The organism is Staphylococcus agnetis, assembly GCF_011466855.1.
In the GTDB taxonomy this organism is placed as follows: Bacteria; Bacillota; Bacilli; order Staphylococcales; family Staphylococcaceae; genus Staphylococcus; species Staphylococcus agnetis.
Window position 1 is genome coordinate 1,036,365 of record NZ_CP045927.1, and the last position, 19,328, is coordinate 1,055,692.

Below are 19,328 nucleotides of genomic sequence, written 5' to 3' on the forward strand. Positions count from 1 at the left end.
TTGTCAGGTTTTATTAAAGTGTGACATTGATATAGTACGTTATAAAAGAACATGATATAAAGTTGAAAGGGTGAAGGGTGTTAAAATGCCACTCCCCTTTTTATACATAAGCTGAGGTGAATGAAATGGATGAACTTCAATTTGTAACGACGCATCGTCGATATTTACATCAACATCCAGAATTAAGTTTAGAGGAGTATGAAACTACAAATTATATAGAAACTTTTTTAAAGCAACTTGATATCCCCTATCAACGTCCTCTCGAAACGGGTATTATTGGTTACCTTGAAGGGAATAGTCATCATACATTGGCATTTCGTGCAGATATAGATGCGCTCCCTATTCATGAACAAAATAATGTGGATTATCGAAGCCAATTTGACAATAAAATGCATGCGTGTGGACATGACGGTCATACAACGGCGCTCATGTTGTTTGTAAAACGTTGTAAAGCACTTTATGATGCAAAAAAGTTACCACATAATGTAGTATTCATCTTTCAACCCGCTGAGGAATCAGGTGGTGGTGCCAATCTTTTGATTAAATCGAATGCCCTAGCACAATATCAAATTAATGCTATTTATGGTGTGCATATCATGCCTTTTGTTGATGAGGGTGCGGTTGCGATTCGAAATGATGAAATTACAGCAAGTGCAACAGAATATCGCTTTTACTTGGAAGGACAATCGAGTCATGTCGCTAATAAAGAACAAGGTCGATCAGCAGGAGAAGCATTACATCATGTGATAACGCAACTGGCTCAAATTCAACAATATCACCTTAATGGACTTCAACGTAATATTGTCCACATTGGTCATTTTAAAGCAGGAGAAGCAATAAATACTGTGCCTTCTCAAGGTTATTTAGAAGGTACCATTCGTACGTACAGTATGGAAGATCTAGCAATAATTAAAAATCAAATGCAAAAAATTGCTGAAAGTGCGCATCACCTATTTCAAGTGAAGTGTGACGTGACGTTTGCTGAAGGATATCCACCAACAATGAATGACCCTAGTTTAAAAAAATATGTCGTCGACAGTATCGAATATAATGGAAATACTGTTATCGAAAATGAAACACCCTACTTATTTGGGGAAGACTTCAGTTTTTATGGTCAAGTAGCACCAAGTTATTTTGTATTTGTTGGTACTAAAAATGAGTTGAAACAATTTGTTAGTGGGTTACATACCCCTCACTTAAACTTTGACGAGCATATTTTAATTCGCATTGCAGATTATTATGAACGTCTGTTATTTAATTATAATGAGGTGTAAGCATGACGGCATTATGGCAATTGAACACACAACTTTTTCGAGAAAATATTCGACGTGTGAAACAGCATTATCCCATTATGGCTGTAGTAAAAAACAATGCATATAACTATGGATTGGCATTTGCAATTAAAACGTTTATGGAAGAAGGTATTGACACATTTAGTACGACTTCTTTATCAGAAGCAATTCAAATCAGGCAGCTTGCACCTCGTGCCACAATATTTTTAATGAACCCGAGCCGAGAATTTGATGTACTACGCGAGAATGATATTCATGTTACATTGCCCTCTAAATCTTTTTATGTTACGCATAAGCATGATTTGGTTGACATCCATGTGCATATAGAATACGAAAATCTGTTACATCGTTCAGGCTTTCAAAACATTGATGACATTCGTGACGTTTTAGAAGATCATGCTCAAAATCAGAGTGATAAGATGATAGTCACTGGATTATGGACACACTTTGGTTATGCGGACGAGTTTGATGTAGAAGACTATCATATTGAAAAACACAAATGGCGCGCGCTTGTAGATGAACTTCATCAAGATGGCTATCAATTTGAATTAATTCATGCGCAAAACAGTGCAAGTTATTTTAGAGAAAATGGAATCTTTTCGAGGCATTCACATGTTCGTGTTGGAATCGCGTTATATGGTTCGCGTCCGTTTGCTAGTGTACCACGCCATACCATTAAACAAGCACTGACATTAAAAGCAAATGTTATTCAGGTGAGAACCGTTCATGAAGGAGAACATTGTGGCTATAGTTTTGCTTATACAGCCCAGAATGATCATACAAAATTGGCGGTCGTTGACATTGGCTATGGAGATGGGATTTTGAGAACACGGGCACAACATGATGTGTTAATCAACGACAAACGCTATCCTATTCGAGCATTAATGATGAGTCATATGTTTGTAGAAGTCGACGCAAATGTTAAAGCTGGAGATGAGGTTATCATCTATAATGACATATTACGCATCGATGATTATACATTTAAAGGTGTCGGAGCAAATTCTGAACAGTTAAGTGCTTTAAATTTAAATTCATTAATAAAGGAGTATCAATCATGACAGTCTCTTACAATCAAAATGGTGTATTAACTTTAGGAAATACGAATTTAAAAACACTCGCACAAAGTTTCGGAACCCCTACCATTGTCTATGATGAAATGTACATACGGCAACAAATGAGACGTTATCATCAAGCGTTTCAAAAAATGGATGTTAATTATGTGTTGTCATATGCGTCGAAGGCATTTACGTGTATCCAAATGGTCAAGTTAGCAGATGAAGAGAACTTTGATTTAGATGTTGTGTCTATTGGTGAATTATATACAGCGATAGAAGCTGGGTTCGATCCTAAACGCATACATTTTCATGGTAACAATAAAACAAAGGACGAAATTCAATATGCTTTAAAGTGTGGGATTGGTTATTTTGTAGTAGATGCTCTTGATGAAATCGCACTCATTGACCAATACGCAACTGAGTCCATTGATGTTTTAATACGAGTCAATCCTGGTGTTGAAGCGCATACTCACGAATTTATACAAACGGGTCAAGAGAAAAGTAAATTTGGTTTATCTATCAAACATGGTTTAGCTCAGAAAGGTGTAGAGATGGTTCGTAATAGTGAACATCTTCACTTAAAGGGGATTCATTTTCATATAGGTTCACAAATTGAGGAAACAACAGGAATGAAAGAAACAGCTAAAATCGTTTTGAAGTGGCTTAAAACATCAAATATCAATATTGAAATGCTTAATATCGGTGGCGGTTTCGCTGTAAAGTATGTGGATGGAGATTCTTCATTTAACATTGAAGAAGGTATTCCGGAAATTGTGGAGAATATAAAATTCACTTGTCATGATTTGGACTATCCACTCCCTACATTGAGTATTGAACCAGGTCGCTCTATTGTCGCAGAAGCGGGTGTGACATTATATGAAGTCGGTTCAATTAAAGAGATACCCAATGTTAATAAATATGTATCAGTAGATGGTGGTATGAGTGACCATATTCGCACTGCACTTTATGATGCGAAATATGATGTTAAACTTGTGAATCGCAATGAACCAGGTGAGGATACAGTAACGATTGCGGGTAAATTGTGTGAATCTGGCGATATATTAATTCATGAGGCTAAATTACCTAGCAGTGTTCAACGCGGAGATTATCTAGCTGTATTATCTACAGGAGCATATCATTACAGTATGGCATCGAATTATAACCAAATACAAAAGCCAGCAGTATTTTTCGTATCAGATGGTAAAGCGAGAGAAGTTATAAAAAGGCAGTCATTACGTCAACTCATCATCAATGATGTTAAATAAATGATATGTTTGATTAAATAATGAGACTGTTATTTTGGGGGACTACAAATGATAGCCCCCCTTTTATATTTACAAAATGTTTCATCTATGTATAAGTGTAACCTAACTTCTCAAGAGAGTGTTAAGTGAAGTTTTGAGATGGTTATGGAGAAGCACTTATACAAAATAAAAAAACAGTGAAGCAATCCTCACTGTTTTGTATTAGTCAATATTGCATCTATTTATTATAGTTTAACAACGTTTGCAGCTTGTGGACCGCGGTCGCCTTCAACTACTTCAAATTCAACTGATTGACCTTCTTCTAATGATTTGTAACCTTCTTGGTTAATAGCTGAGAAGTGTACGAATACGTCGTTTTCACCTTCAACTTCGATAAAACCAAAACCTTTTTCAGCGTTAAACCATTTTACTGTACCTTGTTTCATAATCTGTGAAACCTCCAAGACTAAAATTCAATATGCGTTATTCGCATATTACAAAAAATACTATTTCGACAATATAAAGCATTAAAATATTCTTTGCAATATGGAATAATGCCATTGCTTAAAAACTATTATACGTGAACACTACTGTATTTGCAATATCGAAATGAAAATTTTTAAATTAGTCAATTAAAGGTAGATTATAATAAATTTTTTCATTGTTTAATATGATAAAGCTATCAAATATTTGAAGATCTTCATCGCAATGTTCACAATAATTCATATCGCAATTATTATAAAAAGCATACATGTGGTGTTTACCTACGATACAATTATCATAAGATGCTTGTGCTTCTTTAATTAAATGTGTGTATGTATTGATAAACGATGCATAAGTTTCAAAGTAGTAAGTTTCGATAGAATAGTCTCTCCAATCGTCAAAAAGCCACCACCCTTCATAATCGGTGCGTATTTTTACAACTTCCCACATTGACTTAGCCCCCTATTCTTACAAATCGTAATATCTATCAAAATAAGTGTTTTTGCATTGAATTGCAAGTAATAATAGAGTAATGCAACTCATAGTATATATGTAAGCGTTCAAACAATTTAACATTAAAGAACGTGTCATAATAATCATAAGCTGATGATTGATACGCATTCAATGTTAATGATGATAGAACCTATATACAGATTAAACGAAGTGACGATGTTATTGCACAAAAAATGCTTCATTGCATGTAAAGTACTCCCCTAGTTTAACATTCTTATAATGTTAAAAGCTCATCATTTCATGTGACGCAATTATATAGCATTTCGTTGGCAAATTATTAGTCTTTATAATCTAAAATCCGTATAATTAACATAAGAGGTGGTAGTTATGAAACATAATTTCATACGCGTTTATGGACGTGTTCAAGGTGTGGGCTTTCGTTATTTTACACAAAGGCTTGCATTGAAATATGACATTGTAGGTTATGTTAAAAATGTGCAAGATTTTGTTGAAGTAGACGCACAAGGATCTGAAGAAAACTTAAAGACATTTACTGAAGCCGTAATTAAAGGTGCCTCACCTGCTTCTGATGTGAGCGATTATACAATTGAATCAAAAGATATAGATACGACGTTAACTGATTTTAAAACAGAATGATGATATATGAAGGAAGATGACTATGAGATATCAAATTTCAAGGCTTTTTGGAGGACTTGTAGGAATTCCAGTAGCAATTGGTGCATTTATAACAAGTATTTTCACACTAGATTTTATGTTAATATATGATATTTTAATTGGTTCTGCTGGATTTATATTAGGGTACATTCCTACTCAAAGATTAACATCAAGAAGTTACTTGAAGGAATTAAATCTATCGCGTAAAGACTATCGTTATATTACGCATCAAATTCATACGGCTCAAAATAAAATCAAACGTATTTTTAAAACGTTTATCAATGTGCGGTCCATAAATGATTTTAAACTAGTGAATGATATTTACCGTATTTCTAGAACGGTAAATACGACCGTTCGTCAAAGACCGGATCTATTCTATAACATTGAAAGTTTTTATTATACACATATTGATAATGCATTAAATTTAATAGAAAGCTATACACGACTTGCAAAAATGCCTGCTAAGTCAGCTGAAGAACGTCAAATGCTGCAACAAACTCGAATAACACTTGAAGAAGTCAGACGCACTTTAGTCGCTGATTTAAAAGAAGTTAATGCACAGGACTATAATCAATTAGATACTGAAATGAGACTTAATAAAATGTATCAAAAACGAAAAGAAATGGAGCATGAAAAATGAGAGATAATGATATGTCAAAAATTGATCAAGGTCATCCATTAGATCACTATTTTAGTTCATTTGATAATAATGATCAAAAAAAGACCCCATCAGACCCAATGCATTTAGAAGAGACGAATGAAAAACAACCGCAATTTTCTAAGAAAGATCAAGAAAAAATTAAAAGTCTATCACAACAAATTAAGCCTTTAGACCATGACAGTTTGTTACACTTTGGCTCAAATGCGCAATCTCATTTATCTCAATTTTCACATCAAATGTTAAGTGAAATTCAGTCCAAAGACGTTGGTCCAATTGGTGATACTTTAGAAAGCTTAATGAAAAAATTAAAAGAAGTAAATCCTGAAGAATTATCACAAAAAAATGATGGTATGTTAAAGAAATGGTTTAAGCGTTCAAAAAATTCAATGCAACAGCTTTTTTCTCGCATGCAATCGGTGAGTGCTCAAGTTGATCGTATTTCGGTAGAACTTGATAAAAATAAATCATTACTTGTTAAAGATATCAAACTATTAGATCAACTTTATACTCAAAATAAAGATTATTATGATGTTTTAAATTTATATATTGCAGCAGCTGAAGAGAAAAAGCATGAAATTGTTACCCATGTGTTACCTGAAATGCGTACGAAGGTACAACAAAGTGATAACCAAATGGCTGTACAAGATGTTGCAGATATGGAACAGTTTGTAGATCGCTTAGAAAAGCGTATTTATGATTTACAATTGTCGCGTCAAATTACGTTACAATCTGCACCACAAATTCGAATGATTCAAAATATTAATCAAGCATTGGCTGAAAAAATACAAAGTTCTATTTTAACAAGTATCCCATTATGGAAAAATCAAATGGCCATTGCCCTTACGTTACAACGTCAAAATAAAGCAGCAGTTGCTCAAAAACAAGTGACGGATACAACGAATGAAATACTCCTTAGAAATTCTGAAATGTTAAAACAAAATGCACGTATTACAGCTGAAGAAAATGAACGTGGTATTGTTGATATTGAAACGTTAAAAACAACACAAGATAACATTATACAAACGATTGAAGAAACGCTTCAAATTCAAGCTGAAGGTAGACAAAAACGTATGCAAGCTGAAAAAGATTTACAACAATTAGAGGCTAATTTACGTCAACGATTAGGTGACGCTGAAAAGCACCGTAATCAAACAAATTTATATCAATAGTTATAAGAAAACGCCCACAATCATGCATATGCGTGATTGTGGGCGTTGTATGTTGATTTATTCTTTTTCGTATACGATAATATTAGACTTTTTGACGAATGCACCAATGACGTATGCAATAATGAGTGTCACAACCATAATTGGGAACCACTCTAAAGCGAATTGATGTAAAGGCAATTTACTTATAAAGCTAAAGTTTGCCCACCCATTTGCATGTATTACGCTAAGGATAGATTCTAAAGTGATCACAGCAACGGTAATCTGTTGCGTAATGCGACGTGTTGGTATAAAACGTGCGATTAAAATGAGTAAAACAGTTGTAATTGCGATTGGATAAATGATGGATAAAACTGGTACAGATAGTTTGATCACAGCATTTAATCCTAAATTTGATAAGAATAAACTGATAAAAGTAAAAAAGATAACAAAAATTTTGTATGATACTTTAGGAAATAATCCATGGAAATATTCACTAACTGCTACGACTAAACCACACGCAGTTGTTAAACAAGCTAAAGCGACAATGATTCCAAGAAGGTATTTACCAAATGCACCATAGCCTGTATTTGCCATTGTGACTAGTAAATGGGCACCAATATTACGATCTTGAGCCACAAGCTGTTGCATTGTAGTTTCAGATAATACGATATGATTTCCGATAAATCCTAATGAAATATAAATAACAGCCAGTGCAAATGCTGCAATTAAACCTGCTAAAGCTGTTTGTTTAAAAATTTGATTCGCATGTTTAACCCCTGTCGCTTTAATTGCGTTGATAACAATCATGGAAAAGGCAATGGCTGCGATGGCGTCCATTGTTAAATAACCATCAGTAAAACCTTTAGAAAAACCGGCTAAATTAGAGGTATACACTTCAGGGTCTGCCTGGTTATTCGGTTTACCACCAAAATCGATGAAACCTTTAACAATCATTGCAACAATCGTAATAAGTAGTAAAGGTGTTAAAATGGCACCAATACGATCTACGATTTTTCCAGGATTCAAACATAAATATAATACAATCGCAAAATAGATGATTGTAAACATTAATAACGCGATTGGATTACTTGTTCCGATAATTGGCGTGATTGTCATTTCGAAAGACGTCGATGCTGTACGTGGTATCGCAAATAACGGTCCAATTGTTAAATAAATCGCAACTAAAAATATAATTGAAAATCCTGGATGGATTTTATTAATAGCCCCAACATAACCTTGTTTATCAAGTGCGCCTACCACTATCCCCAATAATGGAAGACCAATACCTGTTAAAACAAAGGCTAAAATAGATGGCCAAAAATATTGGCCACTAGAAAGGCCTAAAGATGGTGGGAAAATCAAGTTACCTGCGCCGAAAAATATCGCAAATAACATAAACCCAATAACAAGTGTATTTTTGTTCATATTGCTACTCCTTCAATCAACTTTTAAAATTTATGTCTCATTCTATCACATATAGATGAAAGCGTCTATAAAATTTCAGAAAATTTGAAAATATTTTCCCCATTTTGAGCTTTAATGCGTTAAAATGATTTCAACAATAGTTTTTTCAGTAAAGGTGATAATAAACTCGGCAAGTTTTCTACCCCTTCCACAAAGATGGCATATGCACCATAAATATTGTGAATGGTTTGTTCAGTTGATTCGGTTATTGGATTTTGACTTAAAAATACATTGAAAATTTCAATACCAAGTTTGCGGCTCTGTTCGACTGCTTCATACGTATCTAAAATACCATCCTGACTATAATTAAAAGCGGATGGTTCACCATCTGAAAAAACAATTAAAAACTTTTGATTTTCAGCACGTGTGAGCAAACGCTGACTTGCAATACGTATGGCAACGCCGTCTCGATTATCATCTTGTGGCGTCAAACTCATGATCCTAGGTGCTTCGCTATGATAGATGGATTGATGATATTGAATGATTTCATCGATGATATTAGGTTGATATGTTTCATCAGCATCAAAGGCATCTTCATTAAATGCTAGAATTTCATGACGAACATTTAACGTTTTAAGTGTTTCATGAAATAAGACGACACCTTTAATGGTTTCATCCATTTTGTCATGCATACTTGCTGAGGCATCTATTAGTAATGTAAATGTAGCATCAAATGATTGGCTCATATCTGCTTTTTTAAAAAACACTTTATACTGATCATCAACAAACCAGTTGATTAAATTTTTTTGTAAGCGGCCTTTAGTTAAATCATTACGTTGATCTTGATATTCGCGGTCAATCGTTTTTTTAATAATTTGTATTAAATCACGTGTTTCATATTGTACAGACTGTTGCACTTTAGCGTAGGCTATCATATGTTCAGGTTGTATTTCCGGTCTATTCCATTTAATATCTACATATTGATTGATACCAGATAAAGCTAAAAGCGGATGACGTCCGTGTAACTCCCCGCCTTCTTCATCATCAATGCTATCTTTTGAGCCATGCCCTTTTTTAGCTTCCATATTTGTCATATCATCTGTGCTGTCGCCTTCTCTAGCTGTATCACTTTCATTCAAAACTTCGCTATTTTGTCCTTCATGAAGTTCCATTTCGAGATACGCACCACCTGCTGTTTCACTATCAGATGATTTCATTTCAATTGATTCAGTATCAACACAGTCAGATTCTTGCGTTTGGCCATCCGTTTGTGATGCATCCATACGTCTAATATCATCTAATGATAAATGACCAATAGATTCATATACTCTTCGAGGAATATGATAATATTCATTTAACATATCCTCTGTCAACCAATCATCAATTTGAAACATAATGCGTTGCGTTAACAATAAACTATCTTCACTTGTTTGTAGGTTGAAAAAGTCAGGTAAATAGTGATACATGTGCTGTAAAATACTCGTTAAATCATCATGAATATAAGGAATATCATAAAAGTTTTCTGTTAAAAGTGCATATTCTAAATTTAAAAACAATAAATCCGAATATAACGTTTTTGTACGATAAACTTTAATTTGAGTTTGGCAATATTGTTGGCGAATTTGTCGACGCACTTGAATCATTTTTGATGCACTGGGACGTTCATTTTCGATGAGGTGAAGCATACGCATTTCTTCAATCAGTTTAAATAACTGTCTATAAAATTTTGGATGTTGAAAAGCTTCGTCATTTTGAAGTACTGCATTCACGATGTGAGGCGCCATATTAAAATAACTGTAAGTTGCGAGTAATACATCTGTTTTTAAGCCTGTCTTCTCAATATGTTCAGGTCGATGCGCCCAAAATGAACTACATATAACAGTGTTATCAATTGCATCATAATATGGGAATTTATGAATTTTCACTTGTGTTTCAGGGTTTTTTAACAATAAACGTGATAAATCTTGAAGCATCATCACTTTCATGGCGTCTAATTGTTCATCGTTAAAGAGTATAAAACGATCGCTCATTGTGTCACCTTCTAAAAGTTTAGTTCTACAGCATTTTGTACAGCTTGTCGTTCTCTTTCATCTTCTAATTTATCAATAATTGTACGTTGTATCGCACGTTCGACAGGCATTGCTGTAGCTAAATCACTTAAGTCTATAAGTGCTCGAATACTTGCTGCTTCTTCTGAAAGTTGCCCTTGTTTTGTCATAGTACGCAAGTCTTCGTTAAATTTAATAATTTGCTTTATACGTGCCGAATCTTGTAGTAGACTTTGTGCCTTAATAACATCGTGAAGTGTGTCACCATCTATATAATCTACATTAATCACCACAAAACGGTTTTTTAATGCTTCATTCATAGGTAACGTTCCAACGTATCCTTCATTGATTGCAGCAATAACTTTAAATCCTTTAGTGGCTTTAATCACTTCACCCGTAAATGGATTAGTGAGTTGACGTCTATAATCAAGAACGCCATTTAATATTGGTAATGTTTCCGGTTTTGCCATGTTGATTTCATCAATGTACAAAATATGTCCTTTTTTCATCGCTTGAATGACAGGACCATCTATAAAAATAATTTCTTGTTGGCCATTGTCATTCGTTTTTATAGTTTTAAATCCTAATAAGCTTTCAGTATCAAGGTCTACTGAACAGTTCACTTGATGCATAGGTATATTGAGTGTTTGACTCAAAGTTTCCGCAAGTTTTGTTTTTCCTGAACCTGTAGGCCCTTTAAGTAATATATTTTTATTTAATTGAAATAGCTTGACCGCATCTCCAAATACATTTTCATCAGCGTTTATATATCCCTTAGTTTGTGTCACTTTATTCACCCTTCTTAACAAGAAAAAAGACGTGAATACAAGTGTACCCCCGTTTTTTTCATCATTTTTTAATTTTAAACTTCTTCAAAATATGTTTTATAGTAGCCGCCTACAAGGCCTGAATTATCAATAATTTGATAGTATTCTTCAGTTTCATTAACGACATCGTAAACTTTGCCTATCGTTAACATATGACTAACTTTGAATTTTTTGGCATCCACATGGACGACCTTTACTTGTTTGATTGGCGTTTTTTCTTTCCACGTTTCATGTAACATAATATCACCTTTTATGATTCATCTAGAGTTAATATAAACGACATGCCACTCACATCATTGATACGAATTGCACGTGTCTTATCTTGTTCATTTTTAAGTTGTTGATAAGGAAGTTCATTTAATTCAAGTTGTTTAATTGCAGTATTTAAATGTTGTTCGTCGCGTGCAGTAAACTCTATTTGTTCAACAATACCTACCTCAGGAAATTTTATAGGTGAAGATGGTGTGTATAAATGAACTTCTGTTCCTAAACCACCCTCATCTAAATGTAAAACAACCACCTTGTTATCATCATGATCTTTAGTATACTCACCCAATGGCGTAAAACCAAAGACTTGTGTGAGCATAGAAAATGTAACCATTAATTCATTGGTTTTAATCACGATGGGACCTAGTCCTTGTATTTGATGCAATGGATTAACGCTACTATCTTCATACGGCATGCCAAGACCTACCCCTGAATTATGCTCATTTGAAAAAATTGAAAATGTTTGTTGAGTATCATCTGTAAATTCAAAATATGCGTGGCCATTCAATAAGCTTGGTTCAGAAATTGAAATGTCCGCACCATTTAAAATATCAGCATAATGCTCCAATCCTTCATTTGAAGGTGTTCTTAAACCAATTGAATCAAAATGACGGTATGGTTCAGATAAGCCTTGAGGTATTTCAACAAATTGAATACGTGTACCTGGCGATATATTTCCGTCACCGAATTGAATCGCACCATGATGTTTTTTATAATTCAGTCCAAGTGTGTGATGAAATAATTCAATCGTTTGATTTAAATTATCTGTAGCTAATGTAACGCTTCGAATACCACTCATGATACAACCTCCACTATAATCAACACTTAATATATGCTTAAGTGTACCATAAAGCGATAATTTTGTAGAGATTACAGTTTGAAACTTACTTTATAAAATTAAATGTGGTTGAGGCATAAAAGTCCGATTTATATAGTTCACTAAGCCTCGCATTTTTAGTGGTATGACAGAAAACTCATTGATGTAGTAGTGTGCTGAGATATGTATGAAGGTGTTAGAAAAAAGAGTTGTACTCATTGTTTAGTATCAATGATTTTAAAGAAACCCACCTAACAACAATGCTAGGTGGGTTAGTATTATTTACGCTTCTTACGATTCTAATAATAAATCTTCAGGATTTTCAATTAAATCTTTAATTGTTTTTAAGAATCCTACTGCTTCTTTACCATCAATAATGCGGTGATCATAACTTAATGCTAAATACATCATAGGACGGTTTTCAATTTTGTCTCCATCAACAGCAATAGGACGTGTAATAATAGAATGCATACCTAAAATCGCAGCTTGGTTCCCATTAATAATTGGTGTAGACATCATTGAACCGAAAATACCACCATTAGTAATAGTAAATGAACCGTTCATCATATCGTCGAGAGAAAGTTTATTATCACGCGCTTTGGCAGCTAAGTTCGCGATTTCTTCTTCAATTTCAGCAAAGTTCTTTTTATCACAATCACGGACGTTTGGTACTAACAAACCACCAGGTGTTGATACCGCAACACCAATATCGTAGAATTGTTTTGTTACCATGTAATCTCCATCAATTTCTGCATTCACTTCTGGATATTTTTTCAAAGCAGCGACTGCAGCTTTAGTAAAGAACGACATGAAGCCAAGTTTTGTACCGTTATGATCTTCCATAAATTTTTCTTTTTTACGTTTACGTAGATTCATTACATTTGTCATATCTACTTCATTGAAAGTCGTTAACATTGCTGTTTGGTTACTCACTTCAAGTAACTTTTTAGCAGCTGTTTGTTTTCTACGTGTCATTTTTTCTCGAATGACTGGTTTTGACGGCGTAGAAGGTTTTTGTGGTTTTGCTTCTGTTTGGGATGCTTTTTCTTGCGTTGTAGAAGCTTGAGATGTTGAACCTCGTTCTACATCTTCTTTTCGTACGATGCTTTGCACCTCATTTAAGCTAATACCTTTTTCACGTGCTGCACGACGCGCTGATGGTGTGGCATTAATTCTCTCATTGGATGTGGACGCTTGTTTTTCAGAATCTGTTGCTTGAGATGATTTCTGATTTGAAGTATCTTCGTTAGTTTTATTCGATTTTTCTTCAGTTGGTGTTGCACTTGATGCATTGCCACCACCTTCACCAACGACTGCAATAGCTTGTCCTACTTCTACAGTATCACCTTCATTGGCAAGTAATTCTTGAAGTGTCCCAGCTTCTTCAGAGACGACTTCCACATTGACTTTGTCTGTTTCTAATTCAAGGATGGCTTCACCTTTTTCAACTGTGTCACCAACTTGTTTTAACCATTCTGCAATGGTACCTTCTGTGATAGATTCTGCTAATTCTGGAACTTTTACCTCTGCCATTTTCAAATGCCCCCTAGATATTTAAACTTTTTTCAATAATGATATTTTGAACCAGTTTGTGAATTTCTCCGTCACCTTCTGATGGTGCTGCACGGTGTTTACGACCTTCATATTGAAGCGCGATGTCTTTATCAAGAATGCGTGAGAGTATAGGATATACATAATGCCAAGCCCCTTGGTTTTGAGGTTCTTCTTGAACCCATGTCACTGTATTGATACCCTCAAGTGACGATAATAATTGTGCCACTTCTTCTTCAGGGAAAGGATATAAGCGCTCAATTGCGACTAATAGAATTTCTGGATTAGGTTCTTTTTGAAGACGCTCTTTAAGGTCTATAAACATTTTACCTGTAGCTAAAATGACTTTTTTAACTTTTGAGGCATCGTAATCTTCAATTAATATTGACTCAAAGCCACCTTGAGTAAATTCCGCAATTGGTTTTGCGACTGTTTTATTTCGTAATAATCCTTTTGGTGACATGATGACTAACGGTCGCATTGCATCCGTATTTAAGCTTGCTGCTTGTGCACGCAACAGGTGGAAGTAATTACTTGAACTTGACAAGTTACATACGGTCATATTATTTTCTGCAGCGAGTTGTAAGAACCGCTCTAAACGTGCTGATGAATGCTCTGGTCCTTGACCTTCAAACGCATGTGGTAAGAAGAAAGTGAGACCTGAGCGCTCTCCCCATTTGGCATTTCCTGAGAAAATAAAGTTATCGAAATACATTTGAGCCATATTAGAGAAATCACCAAATTGAGCTTCCCAAATATTAAAGGAAGATGGGTTTTCAACATTGTATCCATATTCGAAACCTACAACAGCAGCTTCTGATAATGGTGAATTGTGAATATCGAATGTTGCTTTTTGATTCGGCACATTTTGAAGTGGAACGAAAACATCACCATTTTCTTGGTCGTGTAATACAGCGTGACGATGACTAAATGTACCACGCTCACTATCTTGACCAGTCATTCGAATTGGTGTGCCTTCTTGCATTACTGTGGCAAAAGCAAGTTGTTCCGCATGCGCCCAGTCTACGAGTCCTGTTTCGCTATCAAATGCTTGACGTCGTTGTTCTAAAATACGATTCAATTTTTTAAACACATTGAAGCCTTCAGGGTAAGTTAACATTGCATCATTAATTTCTTTTAATCGATCAAACGTAAGCGCACTGTCATTACTCTCCAATGGTTTAGAAATGCCTTCTGGAATGTTCATATCCGTATTATTATTTTTATCATTTTTATCGATGGCATCGTGTGCTTCACGCATTTCTTTTTGAACACTTGAAATGACATTGTCCATATCATCTTTAGTAATAATGCCCTCATCAATAAGCTTTTTACCATAAATGATATCTACCGTGTCGTGTTTTCGAATGTTTTTATATGGTAACGGATTAGTAAGTGAAGGTTCATCCATTTCATTATGTCCGTAACGACGGTATCCGACTAAATCGATGACAACATCTTTATTAAATGTTTTACGGAATTCCATAGCAATATCAATGGCTTCAATTGTTGCTTCTACATCATCTGCATTGACATGCATGATAGGAACATCATATCCTTTTGCAACGTCTGTCGCATAAGTCGTAGAGCGACCATCTATAGGATCTGTTGTGAATCCAATACGGTTATTGGTAATAATATGCAATGTCCCACCTGTAGAATAACCATGTAAACTGCCCAGGTTCATCGTTTCAAAGTTGACCCCTTGTCCTGGATAAGCAGCATCACCATGAATGATTATCGGCATACCTTGATTAAAGTTTGTTTCAATTTGGCCCGAACGATTAGTGTTATCTTGTGAAGCACGTGTGCGTCCAGTTACCACTGGTGCGACAACCTCTAAATGACTCGGATTATTTGCTAAAACAATACGTTGTTCATGCCCGTGGTCATGAATGGTTTTTACACCACCTAAATGATACTTCACATCACTCGTCCAACCGGATGTTAAATTTAAGCTGCCATCTTCTGGTAAAAATTTCATCGCATCAGTATGCATAAATTCAGAAAGCATCATACTGTATGGTTTTTTAAGAATATGTGTCAACACATTTAAACGACCACGATGTGCCATACCAATTTGAATATTAGTAATATTTTCTTCAGAAGCACGTTTAATTGTGCGTGATAACATCGGTACTAATGCGTCCACACCTTCAATAGAGAAACGTTTTGCACCCACAAAGTTTTTGTGTAAGTATCTTTCGAATCCTTCTACATGAGCAAGTTGTTTAAATAAAGCTTTTTTCTCTTCAGTATTAAGATTTGCTTTATACGGCGTTTCAATACGACGTTTTAACCATACACGTTCCTTATTATTATTGATGTGTGTATACTCAAACGCGATTGGGCCTTTGTAGCGTTGCTCCATTCTTAATATTGCTTCATATGCATTATCATAAATATCTTTAAAGTGTTCTGATACGATATCGGCAGATATACCTTCGAGCGTTTGTTTATCTAAATCAAAATCTTCTATTGTTAATTTAGGTAAATGTTTACGTTCAGGCTTATTTACAGGATAAATATCTGCTTGTAAATGCCCATATTGTCTAATGTTATCAATCAACCTCATAACACGTTTAATGGTGCTATCCCCTGAGCTTGTTTGATTTGACTTTTGTGATACAGTTGCTTCGCCATCTTTGATTGTGCTAAAGAGCACTTGTAAATCTTCAGTGACTGAACTTGGATCTTCTAAAAACTGATCATAGAGTTCTAACATTAATCCTAGATTCGCTCCGAAGTTTACAGGTGCCTCAGTCACCTGTTTATCGTTCTTCATAATCCACCCTCCACAGTATAAATAAAAACGCTTACAGGACAATCATAGCATTAATTTGTGAACATTTAAAGGCAAAAAAACCGTGCAATTTCTAGTTTTGACCGGCATTGAAATGAATTGTAAAAGTTGTAAATTTACCCACTTCGCTTTGAACTGAAATGCGTCCATGATATTGCTTTACTAGCTTTTCAGCTATAGATAAACCTAATCCATTTCCACCTTGATGACGCGATCTAGACTTATCAACTCGATAAAAACGATCAAAGATATAATTAATATCCTCTTGAGGGATACCCGTACCATGGTCAGTAATATCAATTAATACTTGATTGTTAATGAATCGTGTCGATATGTCTATTTGTTTATTAACTGTGTCATATTTAATAGCATTGTCAAAGAAAATAAGTAAAATTTGTTCAAAGTGAAAGGCATTCGTGTTTAGATAAATGAAATCTTGATTCGTATTAAATGTAAACGTATAAGCATCATGTATTTTACGAATAGCTCGAATACGTGTTTTTATTTCTTCATTAATATCTACTTTTTCAATATGATGCTCTGCGTTCCCCATATCATTTTTAGTTAGTAATAATAATTCTTCCACCAATTTCGAAATGCGATTCATTTCCTCAATTGAAATAGACAAGGATTCCTCTAAAATATCCGGATCTTTCTTTCCCCATCGTTTAATCAAACTTAAATGACCTTGAATAATCTGTAATGGTGTTCTTAATTCGTGAGACGCATCTTCAACAAATTGGCGTTGTTGATTAAATGAATCTTCTAGTTTGATCATCATACTGTTAAAGGTGTCAATGAGTGCATCCGTTTCTTCGTAATTCGTTGGAACGGCTAATTTTTCTTGGAAGCCATCTCGGCGAATTTGAGTCATTTTCTCTGTAATAATATTAATAGGTTTTGTAATTTGTGATGAGAAAATGTAACTAATAATGGCTGTTACAAAAAGTGCGATTAATCCAAATATGAATGCTAAATACGCAATGAAGGTTAATAAATCATCATACACTTCTAGTGAGTGTACAACAGTCACATACCCTTTAAAATAAGGTGTATCAACAGGCGTGTTAATGATGATAAATGACCCTTCGTCGTTTTTAGTAATATTGATATTTCTAGAACTAACAGGATGAAATTCTGGTGAAAATTTAATAGATGATGTGCTTGAATTTTCAAAAATTTTACGATGATAGTGGTCATGCAAAATGACCTTTTGATAACTATTGGTCACTGCATTAAATTCCACTGTTGTAATACGTTGTAAGGGTTTGGTTTCTAATAAATTGTAAATGTCATCGACACTACGTTCAGCTTTTTCAAGTTCATTTTGTTTCAATAAACTGCTAATAGCATAAATGATAAGTAAGCAAAATATAAAAATAATTAAGAAAGTAATAATTGTCGTTACAAGTGTCCATTTTGTTTTCAATGTGGATTGTTTCATTTTCTTATCACGTATCCTACGCCTCTAACCGTTTCGATTAATTTTTGCTTACCGATAGGCTTTAATTTGTTTCTTAAATAACGAATATATACATCTACAACATTCGTCTCAACGGCCGACTCATAGCCCCAAACATGATCTAAAATTTGCTCCCGATGTAAAACGTGGTTTTGGTTTTCTGCTAATACGAGTAATAAATCAAATTCTGTTTTAGTGAGTTCAATATTTTGTGACTCATATGTCACGCTAAATCCATGCTTATCGATAATTAAGCCATCGATGTTAATAATGTCTGGGTTGGACTGATGGTCTTCCGAATATCGTCTTACCAATGCGCGCATTCGAGCTAATAATTCCTCGATTTCAAACGGTTTAACAATATAATCATCTGCACCAATATCTAAACCTGTTACTTTATCATAAATTTCACCTTTAGCTGTTATCATAATGACCGGTGTATCTTTTTGAGCTCTTAGACGTTTGCAGACTTCGAGACCATCCATTTCTGGAAGCATTAAATCTAGGAGAATCAAATCGTAATTTTGTTGTAATGCTTTATTAAGGCCTGATAAGCCATCATTTGTGATGTCTACATCATAATTTTCGTGTTTTAATTCTAATTCTATAAAACGTGCTAAATTTTGTTCGTCTTCTATTATAAGTACCTTTTTCATTATGCCACCTCACCTCTATCATATTTCAAAATGAGGACAGATAAAAGTTTTTTCAAAAATTTTAAAGGTTTTAATTGACAATCATTCTCAATAAGGTATAATGTAATTGAAAATGGTTCTCAATCGCAACGCCCCCCCACTACAATTCGTTCTTTTGATTGAGGCATTTTCAAGTACTATCCCCTTTTATATGCCCGTATAAAAAAATAGTCGTTTTGATTAAACGTTAAATTTAAGCTGTTACACCGATGTGTAGCAGCTTCTTTGTATGCGAAAATTAACCCTTTAATGATACATGAAGCGAAACTTTAATCATCCTCTATATTTTCTGCCTCAAACGATTTATAACGCAGTTTTAGCGTCTAATTGATACTGTTTTTTATAAATATGAGGTATCAAATTTTTAATTCACAATCATCAAATACACTTTGTGCCTACCCCAATTGAGCATGACTATATACCAAAATGAATCCAATTTAAAT

The 19,328-nt window shown here is 34.4% G+C and carries 17 protein-coding genes; 6 read left to right on the forward strand and 11 right to left on the reverse strand.

The window, feature by feature from the left end:
- Positions 1–125 precede the first annotated feature (125 nt).
- Genes GJE18_RS05135 through lysA form a run of 3 tightly spaced genes read left to right on the forward strand, consistent with a single transcriptional unit; the run spans position 126 to position 3,612 of the window.
- A complete protein-coding gene (locus GJE18_RS05135; RefSeq protein ID WP_060551028.1) occupies positions 126–1,274 on the forward strand; it encodes a M20 metallopeptidase family protein in 1,149 nt (382 codons plus the stop codon).
- A 2-nt stretch (positions 1,275–1,276) separates the two neighbouring features.
- Entirely contained in the window at positions 1,277–2,350 is a 1,074-nt protein-coding gene (gene alr, locus GJE18_RS05140; RefSeq protein ID WP_107368663.1) for an alanine racemase, read from the forward strand.
- Positions 2,347–3,612: a diaminopimelate decarboxylase gene (gene lysA, locus GJE18_RS05145; protein ID WP_107368662.1), complete on the forward strand. Its 1,266-nt coding sequence runs from the start codon at positions 2,347–2,349 to the stop codon at positions 3,610–3,612. Before alr ends, lysA begins: the two co-directional genes overlap by 4 nt.
- A gap of 224 nt (positions 3,613–3,836) precedes the next feature.
- On the opposite strand, the gene cspA is transcribed toward lysA, so the two are convergent.
- Both cspA and GJE18_RS05155 read right to left on the reverse strand, forming a co-directional pair.
- Positions 3,837–4,037 carry a cold shock protein CspA gene (gene cspA, locus GJE18_RS05150; RefSeq protein ID WP_001831260.1) on the reverse strand — a complete coding sequence of 67 codons (201 nt, stop codon included), beginning with the start codon at positions 4,035–4,037 and terminating at the stop codon, positions 3,837–3,839.
- A gap of 178 nt (positions 4,038–4,215) precedes the next feature.
- The gene (locus tag GJE18_RS05155) at positions 4,216–4,524 is read right to left on the reverse strand and encodes a DUF1033 family protein (RefSeq protein ID WP_037564408.1); all 309 of its coding nucleotides are present in this window, start codon (positions 4,522–4,524) and stop codon (positions 4,216–4,218) included.
- A gap of 390 nt (positions 4,525–4,914) precedes the next feature.
- Here GJE18_RS05155 and GJE18_RS05160 point away from each other — a divergent pair, with 390 nt between their 5' ends.
- The 3 genes from GJE18_RS05160 to GJE18_RS05170 are packed head-to-tail and all read left to right on the forward strand — an operon-like array spanning position 4,915 to position 7,032.
- Complete coding sequence (locus GJE18_RS05160; RefSeq protein ID WP_103346013.1) at positions 4,915–5,184, forward strand: acylphosphatase; 270 nt, start codon at positions 4,915–4,917, stop codon at positions 5,182–5,184.
- 22 nt (positions 5,185–5,206) lie between these two features.
- Entirely contained in the window at positions 5,207–5,842 is a 636-nt protein-coding gene (locus GJE18_RS05165; RefSeq protein WP_107368661.1) for a 5-bromo-4-chloroindolyl phosphate hydrolysis family protein, read from the forward strand.
- Positions 5,839–7,032: a toxic anion resistance protein gene (locus tag GJE18_RS05170; RefSeq protein ID WP_107368660.1), complete on the forward strand. Its 1,194-nt coding sequence runs from the start codon at positions 5,839–5,841 to the stop codon at positions 7,030–7,032. Before GJE18_RS05165 ends, GJE18_RS05170 begins: the two co-directional genes overlap by 4 nt.
- Positions 7,033–7,089: 57 nt before the next feature.
- Here the strand turns inward: GJE18_RS05170 and brnQ3 are convergent, their stop codons facing one another.
- The 9 genes from brnQ3 to GJE18_RS05215 form a co-directional block, all read right to left on the reverse strand.
- Positions 7,090–8,436, reverse strand: a complete 1,347-nt coding sequence (gene brnQ3, locus GJE18_RS05175; RefSeq protein WP_107368659.1) for a branched-chain amino acid-like transporter carrier protein BrnQ3 — start codon at positions 8,434–8,436, stop codon at positions 7,090–7,092.
- A gap of 119 nt (positions 8,437–8,555) precedes the next feature.
- Positions 8,556–10,445, reverse strand: coding sequence for a vWA domain-containing protein (locus GJE18_RS05180; RefSeq protein WP_107368658.1), 1,890 nt, complete (start codon positions 10,443–10,445; stop codon positions 8,556–8,558).
- An 11-nt stretch (positions 10,446–10,456) separates the two neighbouring features.
- Positions 10,457–11,251: an ATP-binding protein gene (locus GJE18_RS05185; RefSeq protein WP_107368657.1), complete on the reverse strand. Its 795-nt coding sequence runs from the start codon at positions 11,249–11,251 to the stop codon at positions 10,457–10,459.
- A 74-nt stretch (positions 11,252–11,325) separates the two neighbouring features.
- Positions 11,326–11,529: a DUF6501 family protein gene (locus GJE18_RS05190; RefSeq protein WP_037564389.1), complete on the reverse strand. Its 204-nt coding sequence runs from the start codon at positions 11,527–11,529 to the stop codon at positions 11,326–11,328.
- An 11-nt stretch (positions 11,530–11,540) separates the two neighbouring features.
- Positions 11,541–12,356: a VOC family protein gene (locus tag GJE18_RS05195; protein WP_060551038.1), complete on the reverse strand. Its 816-nt coding sequence runs from the start codon at positions 12,354–12,356 to the stop codon at positions 11,541–11,543.
- Between the two features lie 309 nt (positions 12,357–12,665).
- Complete coding sequence (gene sucB, locus GJE18_RS05200; RefSeq protein ID WP_107368656.1) at positions 12,666–13,907, reverse strand: dihydrolipoyllysine-residue succinyltransferase; 1,242 nt, start codon at positions 13,905–13,907, stop codon at positions 12,666–12,668.
- A gap of 13 nt (positions 13,908–13,920) precedes the next feature.
- Positions 13,921–16,710 (reverse strand): 2-oxoglutarate dehydrogenase E1 component, encoded by a 2,790-nt coding sequence (locus GJE18_RS05205; protein ID WP_107368655.1) that lies wholly within the window; start codon positions 16,708–16,710, stop codon positions 13,921–13,923.
- A gap of 91 nt (positions 16,711–16,801) precedes the next feature.
- Positions 16,802–18,172 (reverse strand): HAMP domain-containing sensor histidine kinase, encoded by a 1,371-nt coding sequence (locus GJE18_RS05210; RefSeq protein ID WP_060551041.1) that lies wholly within the window; start codon positions 18,170–18,172, stop codon positions 16,802–16,804.
- Complete coding sequence (locus tag GJE18_RS05215; protein WP_037564380.1) at positions 18,169–18,846, reverse strand: response regulator transcription factor; 678 nt, start codon at positions 18,844–18,846, stop codon at positions 18,169–18,171. The genes GJE18_RS05210 and GJE18_RS05215 overlap by 4 nt, the downstream gene beginning before the upstream one ends.
- Between the last annotated feature and the right edge of the window lie 482 nt (positions 18,847–19,328).